Here is a 15,538-nt window from a genome sequence, read left to right as displayed (position 1 = left end):
GTCGCGCCGGACAACTATCATGACCCATTACTGTTGAAAACCAGGCTCAACTATTTCTCCATTCGAAAAGACAGAGACTATAGATCCTTCCCAGCCATAGATAATCATACCTTTATCAACATGCTCCACCTCGAATCCCGTTTCAAAACACCCTCCTTGCCCAACAATGTCAACTGACGCGCCAGGCTCAATCAGGTATTCTTCAGCCCAGGGCTCGATAATAAGCAGCATCACTGCTTCACTTCCATTGAGGCAATTAATTCTCTGCATAGACTTCGCTCCCAACTGCTAACATTTCCCTGGCCAACGCAATACAATGCCGCCACCTTGAAAGATAGATTTTCTTTCAAAATCAATCATATCTAAAATTTTCTGTAATTTTTCTGGATCAGCAGCAGCACCGAAATGATAAGCCAGCTTCGTAGGGGTTTCTTCAGACTTTTTCTTAACGACCCAATAAGGAATATAAAATCGTCCTTGAAGGATAGCCTCTAACCAAAGCGGCTCAGCGTCTGCCACCATTTCAAAATAAGGTCCATATGTCAGATCTACACATACAAGAACCCGATTACCAGACACACTGTGAATCATACGCCCCCCTATTTTAGCTCGCGATAATCCGAATCGATCAAGTCAAGTATTGCTTGCAGCTTTTCCACATCTACCACCGGGCCAAAATAGTACTCAGCCCCTCCGAGAAACTGTAAGTCTTTGGGCTTGCCTATCCAGTAAGGTACGTAATACTTGTCATCTAGCAAGTCTTCAAGATCCATACTGTCTTCGTAGCTCGACACGCGAACATAGGGACCATACGTAGGGTGTTCGATCAGGAAGATTTTTTGGCCGGTTATCGAATCTATCATGCTGCCCCCCTTTCTAGCGCGTTGAGTTGGAGTATAAAACACTGTCACATATCTCTCGCACCTTCTAAAAAAACACAAGTATTTTTAGTGCTACGACCCTTCAACCAAACAAATTCAAATGGATAATCTTACCCTTTGATGCCACTAATATATTCATAAGCCTGTCAAACGCTTCAGAAACAAAACCTACCTCCTCTGGGGACAGTAGCACATTCATTATCTGCTGCTCACTCGGGCAGTCATAAACATCGATAGCAATCCACCCCTTAGACCAAAAATCGACGGTTACGAGTTTGTTCAGACCTTCCAACTCAACTCTTTCAAGGTCCCCAAACTCTCCATTGGCAAACGACGAGCGCTCCAACATAAAATCACCCAACAATGACTTAATTTCATCACAAAACTGGTCAACTTGCATAAAATTCCTTATTTTTTGCTCAGGCCAACTATAAACTCGACGTTAAATTCTGGCAGACTGAATCGTAGAGTTTTATCATACTCAAGCCAGAAGCCGCCTCATTCAAAATTGTAGCGCATCCTTAAGACCGTAATGAGCGGCCGAGCCCCGGGCGCGCTGTTTCAAGCCCAGCATATTTATCCGACACACAGCAGCGCTTGGGACAGGCCCGCTTGCTACAGGGGTGCGAAGTTCAAGGCAAACAAAGCATGCATCTTCTGCAGGACTTTCTCTGTCTGGCTTCCCGACTTGGACTCGAACCAGGGACCCAATGATTAACAGTCATTTGCTGGCTGTTAGGCGCATAGAAACCACGAAAAAAGTGGTGGAGAGAATGGATTGCTGCATAGCGTTGGTCGCATGAATGCGTAACACCAGGAAAGTTAGTCGGGTTGGGTTGGCTTGTCAAAGCAGGGGAATCAATGATCCGTAGGAAAAGGAGACAGACATAGTCAGCTCTAGGTGCTTTGAAGTCACCATACATTTAACGCTTAGAATCCGCAGCATACGAGCGATCTTTAGAAAGCGTCATCCATGCTTGATCGTTACCTAGAGCCAGGCAACCAAACTGGTTCCATAATCACTTCGGCACAATAGTTTCGTTAGTGCTACTAGATATTAAAGAGACAGGGAACTCGATGCTTGCACCTTCTACGTAGCGCCAGGTTAGTAGAGATAGTTTTTTGATACATCACGATCAACCGGCATAAACTCCATTAAAAATCTTTCCAGCTTATCGCCATATTCGATGCCTTTGATATCACCATTCTTTCGCAGCTTCCCTTCAAAACTGACATCAACACCATCAACTTCAAATACGTAGACAATTTCACGCGTCTTTCTAAAGAAAACAGTAGATTTGACATCAAGGTTTTTCTTTATAAACAGAGTATCTACCACAACCTTCACCCATCGAGCCTCTGATTATAAATATACTTCATCGGGGAAGATTAGCCGATTCAAACCTTTCCCTAACACACTCACCCTGCGAGCCTGTCAAATTTAATTAACCGGCCGCAATGAGACAGCCATTTCCAATACAATATCCAGATGGGTACTTTCACCTTCTACTGCCCCAGGCTTCAGTTCATCAAATGCGTAAACAACCTCCACCCTAGAACCCACCACAAATAGCTCGCGATCTTCCGCGCTTGTGAAATCATATATACTTTCTTCACGCACAGATCCGTCATCGAGTAAAAAGCTAAAACTATTAGCTTTAGACGATGGATCTTGCCCCGCAATATAGGTCCTTTGAATTATTCCAGAGAGAAACAGCAAAGGCATTCTTTTGTCATCGATACTCTTCCACCATTCCTCCGAACCAAAAAGCCCATAAGTGCCCTTAAGCCCCATATAGGGTTTTGACGCATTCAGTGTCAGCGCTTGCGCCAACGCGACTCTCTCGGGGTTTTCTTTCAACTCTTCTTTCAGCAAGTACACCACTTTCATAGGGACACCTGCCTTATCAAAATTAAATAACATGACCACTCCCCTTCAAGATAACACCTAAAACTTAACGACATTCAGACATGCCTAAAAACTGCACCGCCGCAGGTTCATTTGCGGCGACTCCAATTTTCTGGAGTGTTGAAGAGACTTCATGAATCATCCACCTTTCCGACAACACCACCATTAGCTTTTGTACCGTTTCTGAGCGCTCATTAAACTACGACTGCCAGAATGTCAGACAAACGCCATACTCATCGAGGAGATCGTCAGCAATCTCAAACTGAAATACCCTCTCTGGGAAAGCGTCTGATAGTGCACGTTTCCAGTACCTAGTGATCTTCTCAGCAAATAAATGACAGAGACGATAATCCTGTTCCGACAGACCTACTTTAAAGACGGAGCGTCCCGGTGCTTCTTCCCACTTTGAAAAAAACTGACTTACTGAAAATATATTTTTGTATCGTTCAACGTCTTTGCGTGATGCACTTGGCTCCAACACACCGGGTTTGACCTCGACTAGCCCTTTCAAATGGTGTTTTTGCGAATCGTATTGATGGGCGTCCGGCAGCCAAAAAATGTGACTATTGATCTCAATAAAATCAGGAGAGAGCAAGCCAAGAATAGAAATTGCTTGTTCTAATGAAACCAAGCTTCCCGAATAGGAAAAAAACTCCCCAAAGCCAATATCTTAAACAAACAAACTTAATGACTCTTTAGGGACATTACCTTTGTATATTCTCATCAATTCAATCCCAAACCTTCAAGAACCGGCCGATAAATATTTCCCTCAAGTTTTTGTATCGCCACCCTTCTTCGGAAAATATGTTCCATGATACGCCTTATGGAACGCCTGGGTTAGGCCTGGCGCGGAATAGAGCGCCCCACCCCAGTCAGCTTCAGAAAAAAGTCTTGCAGTAACGAATGGTAACGCAGACAGCTACTTCCGGCTACGGCATTGCCTTCAGTGCGTTTCAATGATCTAACTACCCACTTACCACTAAGAAAAAATTCGAGAAAAATGACAATCAACTTCACACCCAACTTACGCTCAATATATTTCACTGTATCAGGGTGCACCCTAGCTACCACTATACCGCCATTACCGGCACCCATCGCTGTGACGACAGGACCTAACACTTATCTGGCCAACAGATCTCGTGAGAACTGAGCCACCCCATCCGAGAGGATTTCTCCAATGGATGGTGGAAAAAATCCTCGACCGCCAGCCATGCCTTCATCGGAGCAAGAAATGAGCCCGCAGGTACCCACTGATCATCACCAAAGTCCTCAACCCGATTCATTTTTTCGGGTTGACCTACCGAGTAGAACTCCACCCCTTCGCGCTCGCCTGCTGCTCTGAGGTTGTACCTGACAGAGATACCAAGACCTTTGCTCTCCAGAACGCACAACTGCGCCTTGTAACCATCATCACTGACGAAGCTGAACACTCCATCGCCACCTCCTTTCTGCCACTTCGAAGGCTGATAGTTCAAAAAGAAGTCAGCATAAAAACGCAACGCAGGGTCGGCGTCGAGTTCATGATCGAGGAAAATACATTTGAATTCGGACATAACACTTTCTCCTCTCGCTACCCAGGACTGGAATCGATGATAACTCTCTGGCCATCTCTTATTACCAATTTTAGCCCCCCCTTCATTCCATACATTAATTCACGCGAGTACTGCTTTCTGTTACCACTGCCCTGCGAAAGCCTGCCACTTCGACAAACGCATTTAAAGCTTAAACAATCCCCTCTAACGATTTTCGATAGACGATAAAACCCTCGAAATATTCCTTGCGGCCTCCGAAATTTCAATACACGCATCTTTCAAGCACGCCTCAGCCGGTCTCAGAGCAATCGTCCGAGGTAGATGAGTATCCTGATCCCATTGAGACATATTGAGCAGAACCTGCTGACGGTTCATTCGCCTTTTAGCACATTCGCAATTTTTACGCAGCGAGTGCCCCGTCCAAACGGCCCCTCCCCTTACGGCCTCATCCCTGATCGCCAAGAGCAATAAAAAGTTTATGCTCTAATTTTGTAGCACAGGCGACAGCGCATGTATCTTGCGCAAGCAATTCTTTATCTCTGCAAAGGATATCGAACATCTTCTTGGTAAGCACAAAACACTGCCCCCACACTGAACCGGGTAGTTCTGAAGTTAATCTCAGCAGCTCTGCATCATCCCAATAACCAACCAATACATCTTTATCCAATTCAGAAACCACCAAGGGAAGCAGCTCTGAAATATACATATCCTGCCTAACAGCCCGACACAAGCCCCCAATTTCCAATTCCGTAATCGGGGTATCTAATATAGACATATGCCACAACTCCAGGGCTGACGGGTCAGGCCCAAGCTCCCATTTAAATCCTTTACTTTCGTCAATATCACGGAATGTCTTTTTCATATTTCAGCACCCCCTAGAGCATCAGAAATTTTTTAACGCATCAAGCGCTGCCTGTCGAGCTGCTCTTGCCTCGGGATAGTTGACGTTCTTGAGCATTTCAGAATGCTTAGTCAGTCCCTGAATCCGGTCGTGCTGGGGTGGCTTGTCAAAGCAGGGGAAATCAATGATCTGTAGGAAAAAGGGCTAGGTATGATCAGCCATGACGCTAGAATTTTCCTTTGCAACGGATACTGAGCACCGGCATACGCCCCATGACCATTACATTTGTTCCCCTGAGCCCCGAGATCTAAGCCAATAGTTTTACCGGCATAGTCCACACTGAACCTTAGTGTTTTGGAAAAGCCAGTATTCACCTTTGCAGTAACGAATCAGTTTATCTTGGCGAAAACCTTCTATGCAGAAATATTTTATAATTTTCAGGAGCCACACTTATTAGCTCTTCCAACTGGTCACCACGAGCTAAAGACCAATCAACTATTGACTCGACAAAGTAGTACAAATGCTCAGGACACACACTCAACTCCAATTTAAAAACTCGAAAAAACTCTAAAATACTTTGAAATGAGTTTTCTTGCACCAGAGCCCGACCTAAAGACTCGTACGCAGATATATAATATGAGTTTTCAATAATGCCATCCATCCCGCCTAGGTCTTGCAATGAGTCCTCCAAAACTTCGGCAGAAAGGAAAGGCAAAGAAACCAGCCACAAAACAAACCTTTTTAAACATTCATCGGCCAAGAGCATTGTTAAGATCCTTGATTAGTTATTTAGCGAAATCCATATCCCCAGCAGCCGAGCCTTTAACGTTCGCACCAATATTCTATTTTTTTATTAGATTTAATCGCACCAGCAGAAATAATGTTCATCTCACCTCACGGCAAGGTAATTTGAATCAGCATCCCTTCTAATTTTTAAAATTACATTGGCGCCCCCTGTCCTTCCGAGTAGGAACCGAGTAGCTCCAAGATTATTAGAACGGGCCTGCAAGACAGAAACATCAAACTTTCTTACAAGTACCCAATTTGAGTATCATTGATACCGACCAAAGGAGCGACCGGCAGTTGAGAAATTCTATGGGCCTTGAAGCTTCGCCTATCCCTTTTGCATCTAAATATCAGCGCCGCCCAGTTTCATATTTGAGCAAATCTTTCTCCTCACACGCATGCAAATAATTGGCCATGCGCTGCGCTTCGACCCCATCAGAAAGGCTAAGTGCGAGCAAATCCCCTGAAGACCATTCCATTAATGGGCTCATGCTTTCAATCTCTATCATCAATGCTTCGCGTAGCATTTTATCGTGGGAAGCAAACCATACTCTGAAGGTAGTTTGCCATCCACGCTGAATAACTCGCTGAACCACAAAGTCAATATCCGTTTCTACTTCGTCGCCTAGAGCAATATTTCGAGCAAAGAAAGGTATACAGCACACAATAAATTTGTGAGCAGCTGTTTTTTGCCCCCAGAGCTGTTCCCATTCGTTATTTCCATCCTTGGTTCCAAGATGAGCGGCGAATATGAAATTGGCACGATCACGCCAAACGGGCGATTGATGAACAGCTTCATATTCTCCGGCCTGATACTTCATATGTATCCTCTACTTATTTACCCGTGGGAATAGGGCTATTCACCAAGAAACTCTGGAGGGGATCGAAAAAAGCCTGATGCATCGTATTAAAGCACCTGCCGCCATCATCACCCAACAGGCAAGCGAGAAAATCCACTCCACTAGGACCATCCACGCCTGAACGACAATTCGGAGCGGGCTCATCTAGAAAATTGCTCCAATAAAATTCAATATTCATACGTTCGCCCAAAACGAAGAATGCACCATTATTTTTAAAGGTGAGGACTTCGTACCCATCAGCCGGCGAATTTGGTTGCAACTTCTCCGCCACGCGCATAAGTCATCACATAAGAAATTTTTTGCGCCCCCTGAAGCTTCGCCCTTTCCTGTTCCACCAACAAATCATGAAGCAAACAAACAGCCGTTTTCGTCAACCCAAATGATCCCTGGCACCTCATAAAAATACAGCGTGAGTGCTTCGTCACTTTCACTCACGACACCTTCCGGCCACTTATCTTTCAAGTAAGAAACAATCTGCTTCGCATCCAACCCCCAGTGAGACTCTTCATCATCAATCGAAAATCTGGGGTGCGGATTTTCTGAAGAAATATAGCAATCTGCATTTGGCGCGATAAATTTTATTCTTCCAGTAACAAGCAGGTATTCGATCACAGAAAAAAAAGCATCTTTTTGTTGAGAGAATGATAGCTCAGGATTCCATGAACCAATGGCGCTGAAAAGTGCCGATATCCATAGACCAAATGAATCACGCACTATTTTTTTCAACAAACTTAATATCCATTATGGGTTTCCAATCAGGAATTTTATTTCTGGATTATACGTTGTGCCTGTGGCGGCTTTAGGCACATCAATAGTCCAGGCTGGACCAGATGAAGAGGAAAAGTTTCGAAGCGTGAAATTTCCTTCGGGTGTATTAACAACATAGCATTCATACCCCCTTAAAAACGGAGGCTCCACTGTTATTTTTAAACTCACCCCCTCAGCCGGAGCGTAAAAAACCAATCACAAAACAAATTTTTTGAAAAACTCATCGGCGATGAGCACTGTCGAGCCCCTCAATTAGTTGTTTAGCGAAATCAACATCATCAGTGTCCGCACCTCTACTCGCTTATGCTTCGCAGCCTAGACATTTCACACCCAAACCTTTGATTAATAAACCTACCAAACAATCAATAAATTGAACACCCTACAAGCTACTAGCACAGCAAAATATTTGAAAATCTGACCTTCACTCAAATCCAACCCTTCAGCCATAATAGGAAATCAAGACTTGTGCGATCACACCTTCTGCCACAGATGTCTTTGCCAATTCACTCAAATCACTCATCGAAATTAAATTCGCATTCAAATACCCCAAAAACCCCTCATGAAGAGAAGACTTATTTACAGCTAAAACACCGAATTCCTCGTGGGCGCTTTCAAAAGCAAACCAATCATCCGTGTCATTACACAAAACAATCGGGTACCCTACTGTTCCCTCAAAAAAATTCTCGGAGTTAACGACCAACCAATTAGAGTCCCCACTTATGTTGCTTGAATCAATTGAAAAGCACGACCCCGACAATGGTTGCCCGCCAGAAAATTTTATGAAGACGTCAGACTTAAAGCTTGAAACACTCTCCAAAACCAAACCAGAAAACAAATCATAAAAACAAAGTAGCGGCCTTTCGAAAAACCAATAAATATACTCATCCCTTAAAAAAACGTTCTCCGGCAAATCTTTATCAAAATCGATAACACATAACAACTTCTCAACAAACAAGTCCAACTCTCTTTGCTCAACTTTCAAAATAGTCACTTTACTCTCCCAAAAAACGAATCTTCACAACTACACCTTTGACCCCCTCAACAGTTAAAGATGCTGAAGGTTGTCCAGTGGATGTCGAAAGCGGGTAGAAGCGATATGTTTTCTCTCCGTTCATTAATATAGTAACTTTTCCATCTTGAGAAAAAGTTTTTTTGTACCCGCTGGACTCAAGATTTTTTATAGCTTCACCTTGAGAAATTTTAGTCTCAATTTGCCCTGAACTATTTCTGGTCGCCTTCGGCAAGAACTCAATCTCGGTGACTTGACTACTGGCGCCAACTTCAAGAGCACCACCTTCCGATGCCGCTCCAACATCTATAGCCCCACCTGCCCCAGCCCTGGTCCCCGCTCCAGCCAATGCTTCACTTGGAGACTTGCTGAACATCCCAGTGATTCTAGCTATGAACCCCTCAGCAGCCCCGCCCAACAATTCGGGGACAAGCCCCATCAGGATGAATAACGATATTTCCGCTTTGAGCTTATCGACGTCAGACGGCGTATTCTGCGGTGGCAAGCCATGGTCATTAAACTGATCGGTAGGGTCAAGGTGAAACCCCTGATCATTGTACTTTTCCGCCGTGCCGCCAATCAGGCTACCTGTCGCCGGGTTTCCACCTGCGGCTCCCGCAGCAATCAAACCAATGATCTGCGCTGTTCCGATCTTCAGCTGGCTTCCCGCATCGCTTAGGTCAGCCGCCTCAAAGCGTGAGCTGACATACTCTGCCAACAAGCCATTCGCAATGGGTGTCAGCCCTTGAGCCACACCGCCTGCAATTGCTCCACTGGCAAAACTCTCTCCGCGAGCCTTGGCGATCAGGCCACCCAATGCCGCATGCAGTACCAGCTTCTCAGCTATCTTGGGGGCAACGTCCAGGTTCGCCGCCAAGTCACCAATTTTCTTGTTCCCGATTGCGGCACCTAGCTCAATGCCTTCACCAATGAACGCCTCTCCCAGATTAGAACCTAGACTCCCGCCGGTAATGACTGTAGAGACGCTGCCGTTGATGAGTGCATGGGTGCCACTTCTCAGGAGAGTATCGGCCCAGTTTTCCGGTTTGAGCATGCTTGAGGCGTAGCCAGGATTCTGTATCGGCCCGCTGGAGACAACTGTTGAGCCGCCATTAGTCGCTCCACTCGCATCGGAAAACCACTTGGTGTCTGCGTAGTCGATTAGACCCGCCGTCACGCCCGCAACAGCAGCGTTTTTCAAGCTGCCCGCACTGAACGTTTCTTTCACCGCCAACCCAAGATTGCCCTTGTTGTTGATGGTGCTCGTGACAGCAGTTGTCCCCAGGCTTGTCGCCACGGCCAAGTTGGCGCCCTCTAACCCGAAACCTGCTGGGCCCATGATGAACGACATCAAGATTGCGATGGCAATCTTCGCCCCCGCCCCCAACCCGGAAGACTCGTACTTGAAGCTATCGTGAATTTCCTTGACCTGACGCCAATCGATGTCGCCACGCGCTTCTGCTTGCTTCATCCAGGCGAGATTCGGGTCGGCTTGAACCATCGCATCAATGGTTTGACTGACGCTCTGCTGGTCGACTTGTTTGATGTCGATTTGCACGCCTTCAACAGCCTTGATCACCAACTTACCCTGAGCAATCAGGGCGCTTTGCCGTAGCGTCTCGTCTGTCTTTCCTTCGCCCTTCATCTTGTACCAAGCCAAGTCGCCCTTGCTCTTGGTATGGCTCTCGTCGTGATAGTCCTTCACGCCCTCGAACACGATGCGGCCACCGCTCTCCAGCGTCAGGTCCTTACCGCTGTCCAGGGTTGCCACTTGGTAACGCTGATCGCCGCCACTTTTGAGTGTGAGATTGCCACCCGTCTTGATTTCACTCCCGACGTTCGTGTGCTGCGTTACCTCATCGCGTTTCGCCGCATTGCTCCCCCAACTGCCCTTTTTGGTCATGTCATAAAGGGAGTAGTCGCGGTTGAGCTCTGCCAACAAATTCAACTTGTTCCCGGCAGCCAGATAGGCCTCATTTCCGGCGTCGATCTTGCTGGAGACCATCGTCACATCGTGCAGCGCAGCGACTTTTACATCCCCACCGGCCTCAATCGTTGTGCCCTGCTGCCGAGCATGCTCTTCTTCCTGGTTGATCTTCTTGCCGCTACGCTTGTAGCGATATTCGCTCGACTCCTCGTTGGCAGCCGCGAGGAGGCTCACGTCAGTGCCTGATAAGTTGACGTCGCCACCGGCTTTAATATGACTGGCAACCATCGTCAGTTCATTCGTCGCATTAACCTCAAGATCTTCACCGACCTTAATCTCACTGGCGTGCTGCACCGTCTGGCTTTGATCCCAGAAATGCCGTTTGTCCTGGCGCATCGACCCGGTTTCTTCGCGAGCCGCCGCGATAACAACATCGTTACCCGCGCTCAACGACGCGCTCTTGCCTGCCGTAATGGCCCCGCCCACGTTCAGCAGGTCGCGAGCGGCATGCATCGTCAGGTTGTTTCCAGCTTCAATGCTCGCAGCGCTATCTACGACTGCAGTCCTGGAGCTGAAACCCTTCCCACTGTTCTCAACAGTGGTGATGGTCCGGTCGTTGCGGATATCGCCGGTCAACGTGTTCAGCTCAACATCCTTGCCCTTGAGGATGCCGCCCTGGATGTTCACCAGGTCCTTGCCTGCGACCAGCTTGAGCTTTTCACCAGCCTCAGCCAGGCGTGTATTCACCAGATTGCCGCCCGCCGCTGCCGACAGACTTTCACTGGCGCGCAAGGTCCCGGCGTTCTTCAAGTCCGCACCGGCAATCAGCGTCACATCCTTGCCTTGAATCAGCGCACCATCCGCCGTCAGGCGATTGTTCGCCTGGGCCATGTACAACACGGGCACCAACACGTGTTCACCATTGACCACCTGGTCTTCCATCCAGACGATGTCGTGGGTCAGTGCGGCGACTTGTTGTGAGGTGAGGCTTACACCCACGGAAAGGTTGAGTTGATCCTTGCTGGCAATGGCATTGTTCATCAGGTACTTGAACATGCCTTCATCGGTGGTCTGGCCAGCGATGAAACGTTGGCCCGTTCGGGCAGTAACGGCTTGTTGGATCAGGCGCTGTTCGTAAAGGCCGTCACCCAGGCGTTTCCAGCTGGTTTCGGGGTCATAGCCGAGGTGGCCGAGCAGGTAGTCCGAGCTCATGAATTGCTTGAGGTCGGTGAAGGCAGAGTTGGTTTCGACCAGGTATTTAGGGCCAACAACCACGCGGCTGGCGTCCGAGCCCTGGATGTTGGCCTTGCTCAGGTCCTGGCTGTTTTTGGCGGCAGCGGCGCTATCGACCACATGGAACAAGCCATTCGTACCGCTCGGCAACGTGAAGCCTGGCAGGGTGGTCGGGTTGACTTGTTGCTGTGCCAGGTCGGGTGGCAGTTGTGGGTTCAGCACGACCACAGCGGGTTTGGTCACTGCAGTGGCGCCGCCTTTGTCCGGAACAGGTGTAGGCGGCGCGAACTGTACGATGCTGCTGTTTTCCAGCTGCTGGGTAGCCAAGATACTGACGTTGCCACCCGCTTGAATCACCGAGGCGATCGGGTCGCCCGGGGTCACGGTGGTGGTATCACCTACCAGGCTGAAGGAGTTGAGTGCGCCAACCGGCAATACCTTGGGGTTGGGTTGGGCGTTGTAGGGGTAGATCCAGTTTGCACGGAAGCGGTCATCGGTACCGTCAGTTATGCGGCCTGTGTTCCAGGTACGTGTACGCGTGCTGGTGCCGGTAGTCGCGCCGATGTTGGCGAAGTTATCAGCGGTGATCACCAGGTCGGCACCCGAGGCCATGGTGCTGTATTTATTGAGCACGCTTGAACCGTCGACGGTCAGCTTGGCGCCACTCTGGATCGAGGAACTGGCGGAATCCGTTGCCACCACACTCTTGGAGACTTCGTGTGCCACGTAGTCGACGTTGTGGTGATCACCGCCGCAGTCGTAGCAAGTCACGCTGAGGTAGCCCGAGACTGCCTCGTCGACGGTGCTGAATACGTCCTTGCGGTTGATGACGCTGTCGCTGCGCACCAGCACATCGTTGGTGGCTTCGATATGGCTGGAGATGTTTTCCAACGACGCACTGCGTGCCACGCCGTCGCGAGCCATCATGCTCAGGCCGCCCAGGCTGTAGATATCGGCGTAGTAATTGGTCAGGTTCTTAAAGCGCAATGCCATGTCAGTGCCGCTGAAGATCAGGCCATGGTCGTTGCGCACGGCTTCGGCGTTCAGATCCACCTTGCCGGCACCACCGAGGGTACCGGTGTTGATGACGTTGGTCGCGGTCAGGGAGAACGCCCCGCCGCTGGTGATACGCCCGGCATTGGTCCAGGTGTCGCCCTGACCGGTGAAACGCTGGCTGGCGGCAAGCTTGCCGGTAGCGGCCTGGTTGAACTGGCCTACGGTGACGTTCAGTACATCGGCTTGAACGTCGGTACTGTTATCCCACTTGGCCGCATCGATGGTCAGTGTGCCGGCAGTGGCGACGCTGCCGCCGATGTTGCTGAACTTCGCCAGATCGACGCCAAAGGTCCCCGTGCCGACGTGCTGGATATTGCCCCCCGCGTTATTGAAGCTGGCCATGCGCAACGAGACGTCATGGTTAGCCGCTTCGATCATGCCGCTCTGGTTATCCAGCAACTGCGCACTGGCTACGCTGGCGGTGCCTTGTTGGCCCAGGGAACGCAACTTGCCGTTCTGGTTGTTGATGGAGGCGGCGTCGATCAGCAAACCGCTGCTGCCCTCGACCAGGCCTGACTGGTTGCTCAGTGCGCCGGTCAGGCCGAAATCGATGGAGTCGCCGGCCGCGCGGCCTTGGGTGTTGTTGAGGTCGTGAGCGCGTACCGTCAGCTGTTGCTTGGCCAGCAAGGCGCCGCCCTGGTTGTCGAGGGTGGCGGTGGTGATCAGGGCATCGCCATTCAAGGCAGAGACCTGGCCGCCATTGTTGAGCACGGCCTGCTGGGCACCGAGATTGAGCGACTGAGCCTGAATCAGTCCCGCCTCGCCGGGCGTGCTGAGCGACTTGCCGTTATCCAAAACAGATGCCAGGGTGGCCTTGAGTTTGCCCGCGACACTCGCCAATACGCCCCCACGGTTATCGACGCCGTCGGCGTCAATCGTGAGGTCGTCTGTTTGCGTGATGACGCTGCCGTCCCGGTTGTTGAGCCCCTCGCTCAACGTAGCGGTGATACCGCTCTGGCTGAGCAGGCTGCCGGTGGTGTTGTCCACCGCCCCGCCGTTGATCGTCAGGCCCTGCTGGGTGCTGATAATGCCTTTGCCGGTGTTGATCAATTGCTGGTGGGCCGTAAGGCTCATGGCATTGGCGGACGCGATGTAGCCGTCAAGACTGTTGTCAAGGGTGTCGGCTACCAGCGTGAGCTGGCCTTGGCTGATCAATTTGCCGCCTTGCTGGCTGAACGTTTTGGCCGTGGCGAGGATGTCTCCCTGACTGGTGATCTGACCCTTGGCGTTTTCAAAGGTCGTGCCATCAAGGGTCAGGGTGTTTTGGGCGGTGATCTTGCCGCTGGTGTTGTCGAGGCTGGCTACATCCAGGCCGAGCGTGTCCTGGCTGCTGATCACGCCATCAGTGTTTTTTACCGCCGCCGCCTTCAACGTTTGCTCGCCGCCGCTGGCGAGCGTGCCTTTGTCTCGGTTATCGAGTGTGCCGCTAAGGGTGGTATTGACCGCGCCCTGCCCCGTCAACGTGCCGCCACGGTTGTCCAGATCCTGCGCGTCAAGCGTCAGGCGGGTGTTGGCTGAAAGCGTACCTGCCCGGTTGTCGAGTGCTTCGGTGGCGGTGGCCTTGAGGTCGCGGCTGGCGACAACGCTCTGGCCACGGTTGTCGATGCGCTTGGCGGTGAGCACCACGTCACCCGTCTGGTTGCGGGTGTTCTCCGGGGTGACGCCGGCTTCGATCATGCCCAGGTTTTCAAGCTGACCCGCACTGGTCAGCGCAACGCTGTCTTGGGCAGCGATGGCACTGCGATTGGTCAACGTGCCTTGAGTGGTCGCTTCAACACGGGTGCCGGCGTAGATCTTGCCCTGAGCGTCGAGGCTCTGGGCCTTGATGACAACCGCTTCAGCAGCGGTGGCTTGCACCAGGCTCAAGTGACCATTGGCATCCAGTTGCATGTCGCCGCCACTGGCGAGCATCTTGCCGTCGAGCCTCACGCCCACACCGGCTTCACTGCTGACCAGCTTGATTGCGCCGGCGTACATACCGCCCAACGCCGAAGAGTCGATAGCCAGTTGAGGGGCGGTCGCCGGGTCAGCGGCACGCGCCGTGGTTTTGAGGGTCTTGGCATCGACGTCATTGGCGCCGGCGATGATCGCCAGGTTCTTGGCCTGGATCTCGGCATTGAGCTTGGCCGAGCGGGTGATGATTTCGAAGCGGTCGATATTGTTGGCGTTAAGCCCGGCACCTTCGATGGAAACACTGCCCTTATCCACTTGATAGCGGCTGACCTGGCCGTTCTCGATAACCGCCTTACCCGTGGTCAGCGTCGCCTGTGGGGTGTTGATAAAGCCGCAACCGTTGCAAGTGATGCCGTAGGGGTTGGCAACGATCACATGAGCCGACTGCCCCGCCACCTCGGTGTAGCCGCGTAACTGGCTTGGGCTACCGCCATTGACTTCATTGAGGATGGTGCTGGCGGCGCGACCGTTGAGGTTGCTATTGCCGAGAATGATCCCGCCCAACTGCGTGGACTCGGTGCGATTCGTCGCGTTGTTGAGGATGAGTCCGTTGGCGCCAACGTTGTAGTCCTTGAACTGGTTGTGCGACAGCCCGCTGGCATTGGGTGCAGCGATATTGACGATGGGCACGCCATTCGCTGCCTGTCCCAGGCTGGTGCCGGGTGCGCTGACCACAATGCCGTCCGCCTGCGCCAACAACGGTTGCCAGAACATGGCGTTGGCCAGCACCAATGCCAACCCGCGCTTGGGCATGCCCAGGAAGGTAGAGCGGCTTTTTACGGC

The 15,538-nt window shown here is 50.6% G+C and carries 15 protein-coding genes; all 15 read right to left on the bottom strand.

From position 1 onward, the window contains the following. Positions 1–27: 27 nt before the first annotated feature. On the bottom strand, positions 28–270 hold the full coding sequence (locus HX803_RS14280; RefSeq protein ID WP_178921457.1) for a hypothetical protein: 243 nt from the start codon (positions 268–270) through the stop codon (positions 28–30). Positions 271–288: 18 nt separating this feature from the next. Beyond that, positions 289–591, bottom strand: a complete 303-nt coding sequence (locus tag HX803_RS14275; protein ID WP_178921455.1) for a hypothetical protein — start codon at positions 589–591, stop codon at positions 289–291. 8 nt (positions 592–599) lie between these two features. Then, positions 600–863 (bottom strand): hypothetical protein, encoded by a 264-nt coding sequence (locus HX803_RS14270; RefSeq protein WP_178921453.1) that lies wholly within the window; start codon positions 861–863, stop codon positions 600–602. Positions 864–963: 100 nt separating this feature from the next. Beyond that, positions 964–1,281 (bottom strand): hypothetical protein, encoded by a 318-nt coding sequence (locus HX803_RS14265; protein ID WP_178921451.1) that lies wholly within the window; start codon positions 1,279–1,281, stop codon positions 964–966. Between the two features lie 705 nt (positions 1,282–1,986). After that, positions 1,987–2,229, bottom strand: a complete 243-nt coding sequence (locus tag HX803_RS14260; RefSeq protein ID WP_178921449.1) for a hypothetical protein — start codon at positions 2,227–2,229, stop codon at positions 1,987–1,989. A 93-nt stretch (positions 2,230–2,322) separates the two neighbouring features. Then, positions 2,323–2,805, bottom strand: coding sequence for a hypothetical protein (locus tag HX803_RS14255; RefSeq protein ID WP_178921447.1), 483 nt, complete (start codon positions 2,803–2,805; stop codon positions 2,323–2,325). A 184-nt stretch (positions 2,806–2,989) separates the two neighbouring features. Further along, on the bottom strand, positions 2,990–3,421 hold the full coding sequence (locus tag HX803_RS14250) for a hypothetical protein (protein WP_256732852.1): 432 nt from the start codon (positions 3,419–3,421) through the stop codon (positions 2,990–2,992). 481 nt (positions 3,422–3,902) lie between these two features. Then, positions 3,903–4,343, bottom strand: a complete 441-nt coding sequence (locus tag HX803_RS14245; RefSeq protein ID WP_178921445.1) for a hypothetical protein — start codon at positions 4,341–4,343, stop codon at positions 3,903–3,905. Positions 4,344–4,767: 424 nt separating this feature from the next. Further along, complete coding sequence (locus tag HX803_RS14240) at positions 4,768–5,184, bottom strand: contact-dependent growth inhibition system immunity protein (RefSeq protein WP_178921444.1); 417 nt, start codon at positions 5,182–5,184, stop codon at positions 4,768–4,770. A gap of 373 nt (positions 5,185–5,557) precedes the next feature. After that, positions 5,558–5,929, bottom strand: coding sequence for a hypothetical protein (locus HX803_RS14235; RefSeq protein WP_178921442.1), 372 nt, complete (start codon positions 5,927–5,929; stop codon positions 5,558–5,560). 370 nt (positions 5,930–6,299) lie between these two features. Continuing rightward, a complete protein-coding gene (locus HX803_RS14230) occupies positions 6,300–6,770 on the bottom strand; it encodes a DUF4265 domain-containing protein (RefSeq protein WP_178921440.1) in 471 nt (156 codons plus the stop codon). A 13-nt stretch (positions 6,771–6,783) separates the two neighbouring features. Then, on the bottom strand, positions 6,784–7,086 hold the full coding sequence (locus HX803_RS14225) for a hypothetical protein (protein ID WP_178921438.1): 303 nt from the start codon (positions 7,084–7,086) through the stop codon (positions 6,784–6,786). Between the two features lie 65 nt (positions 7,087–7,151). Continuing rightward, on the bottom strand, positions 7,152–7,523 hold the full coding sequence (locus tag HX803_RS14220; RefSeq protein WP_178921436.1) for a hypothetical protein: 372 nt from the start codon (positions 7,521–7,523) through the stop codon (positions 7,152–7,154). A 493-nt stretch (positions 7,524–8,016) separates the two neighbouring features. Next, positions 8,017–8,568, bottom strand: a complete 552-nt coding sequence (locus HX803_RS14215) for a hypothetical protein (RefSeq protein WP_178921434.1) — start codon at positions 8,566–8,568, stop codon at positions 8,017–8,019. A 1-nt stretch (position 8,569) separates the two neighbouring features. Continuing rightward, positions 8,570–15,484, bottom strand: coding sequence for a DUF637 domain-containing protein (locus HX803_RS14210; protein ID WP_178921432.1), 6,915 nt, complete (start codon positions 15,482–15,484; stop codon positions 8,570–8,572). Between the last annotated feature and the right edge of the window lie 54 nt (positions 15,485–15,538).

The sequence above is a fragment of the Pseudomonas sp. P7548 genome (assembly GCF_013386585.1).
GTDB lineage: Bacteria > Pseudomonadota > Gammaproteobacteria > Pseudomonadales > Pseudomonadaceae > Aquipseudomonas.
The sequence above is the reverse complement of the archived record's forward strand: the minus strand, read 5'-3'. Positions and strand labels throughout refer to the sequence as shown.

What these genes read in the sequence shown, in the direction of transcription:
- HX803_RS14280 (WP_178921457.1), bottom strand. Translation starts at nt 270, where the DNA reads ATGCAGAGAATTAATTGCCTCAATGGAAGTGAAGCAGTGATGCTGCTT.
- HX803_RS14275 (WP_178921455.1), bottom strand. Translation starts at nt 591, where the DNA reads ATGATTCACAGTGTGTCTGGTAATCGGGTTCTTGTATGTGTAGATCTG.
- HX803_RS14270 (WP_178921453.1), bottom strand. Translation starts at nt 863, where the DNA reads ATGATAGATTCGATAACCGGCCAAAAAATCTTCCTGATCGAACACCCT.
- HX803_RS14265 (WP_178921451.1), bottom strand. Translation starts at nt 1,281, where the DNA reads ATGCAAGTTGACCAGTTTTGTGATGAAATTAAGTCATTGTTGGGTGAT.
- HX803_RS14255 (WP_178921447.1), bottom strand. Translation starts at nt 2,805, where the DNA reads ATGTTATTTAATTTTGATAAGGCAGGTGTCCCTATGAAAGTGGTGTAC.
- HX803_RS14245 (WP_178921445.1), bottom strand. Translation starts at nt 4,343, where the DNA reads ATGTCCGAATTCAAATGTATTTTCCTCGATCATGAACTCGACGCCGAC.
- HX803_RS14240 (WP_178921444.1), bottom strand. Translation starts at nt 5,184, where the DNA reads ATGAAAAAGACATTCCGTGATATTGACGAAAGTAAAGGATTTAAATGG.
- HX803_RS14235 (WP_178921442.1), bottom strand. Translation starts at nt 5,929, where the DNA reads ATGCTCTTGGCCGATGAATGTTTAAAAAGGTTTGTTTTGTGGCTGGTT.
- HX803_RS14230 (WP_178921440.1), bottom strand. Translation starts at nt 6,770, where the DNA reads ATGAAGTATCAGGCCGGAGAATATGAAGCTGTTCATCAATCGCCCGTT.
- HX803_RS14225 (WP_178921438.1), bottom strand. Translation starts at nt 7,086, where the DNA reads ATGCGCGTGGCGGAGAAGTTGCAACCAAATTCGCCGGCTGATGGGTAC.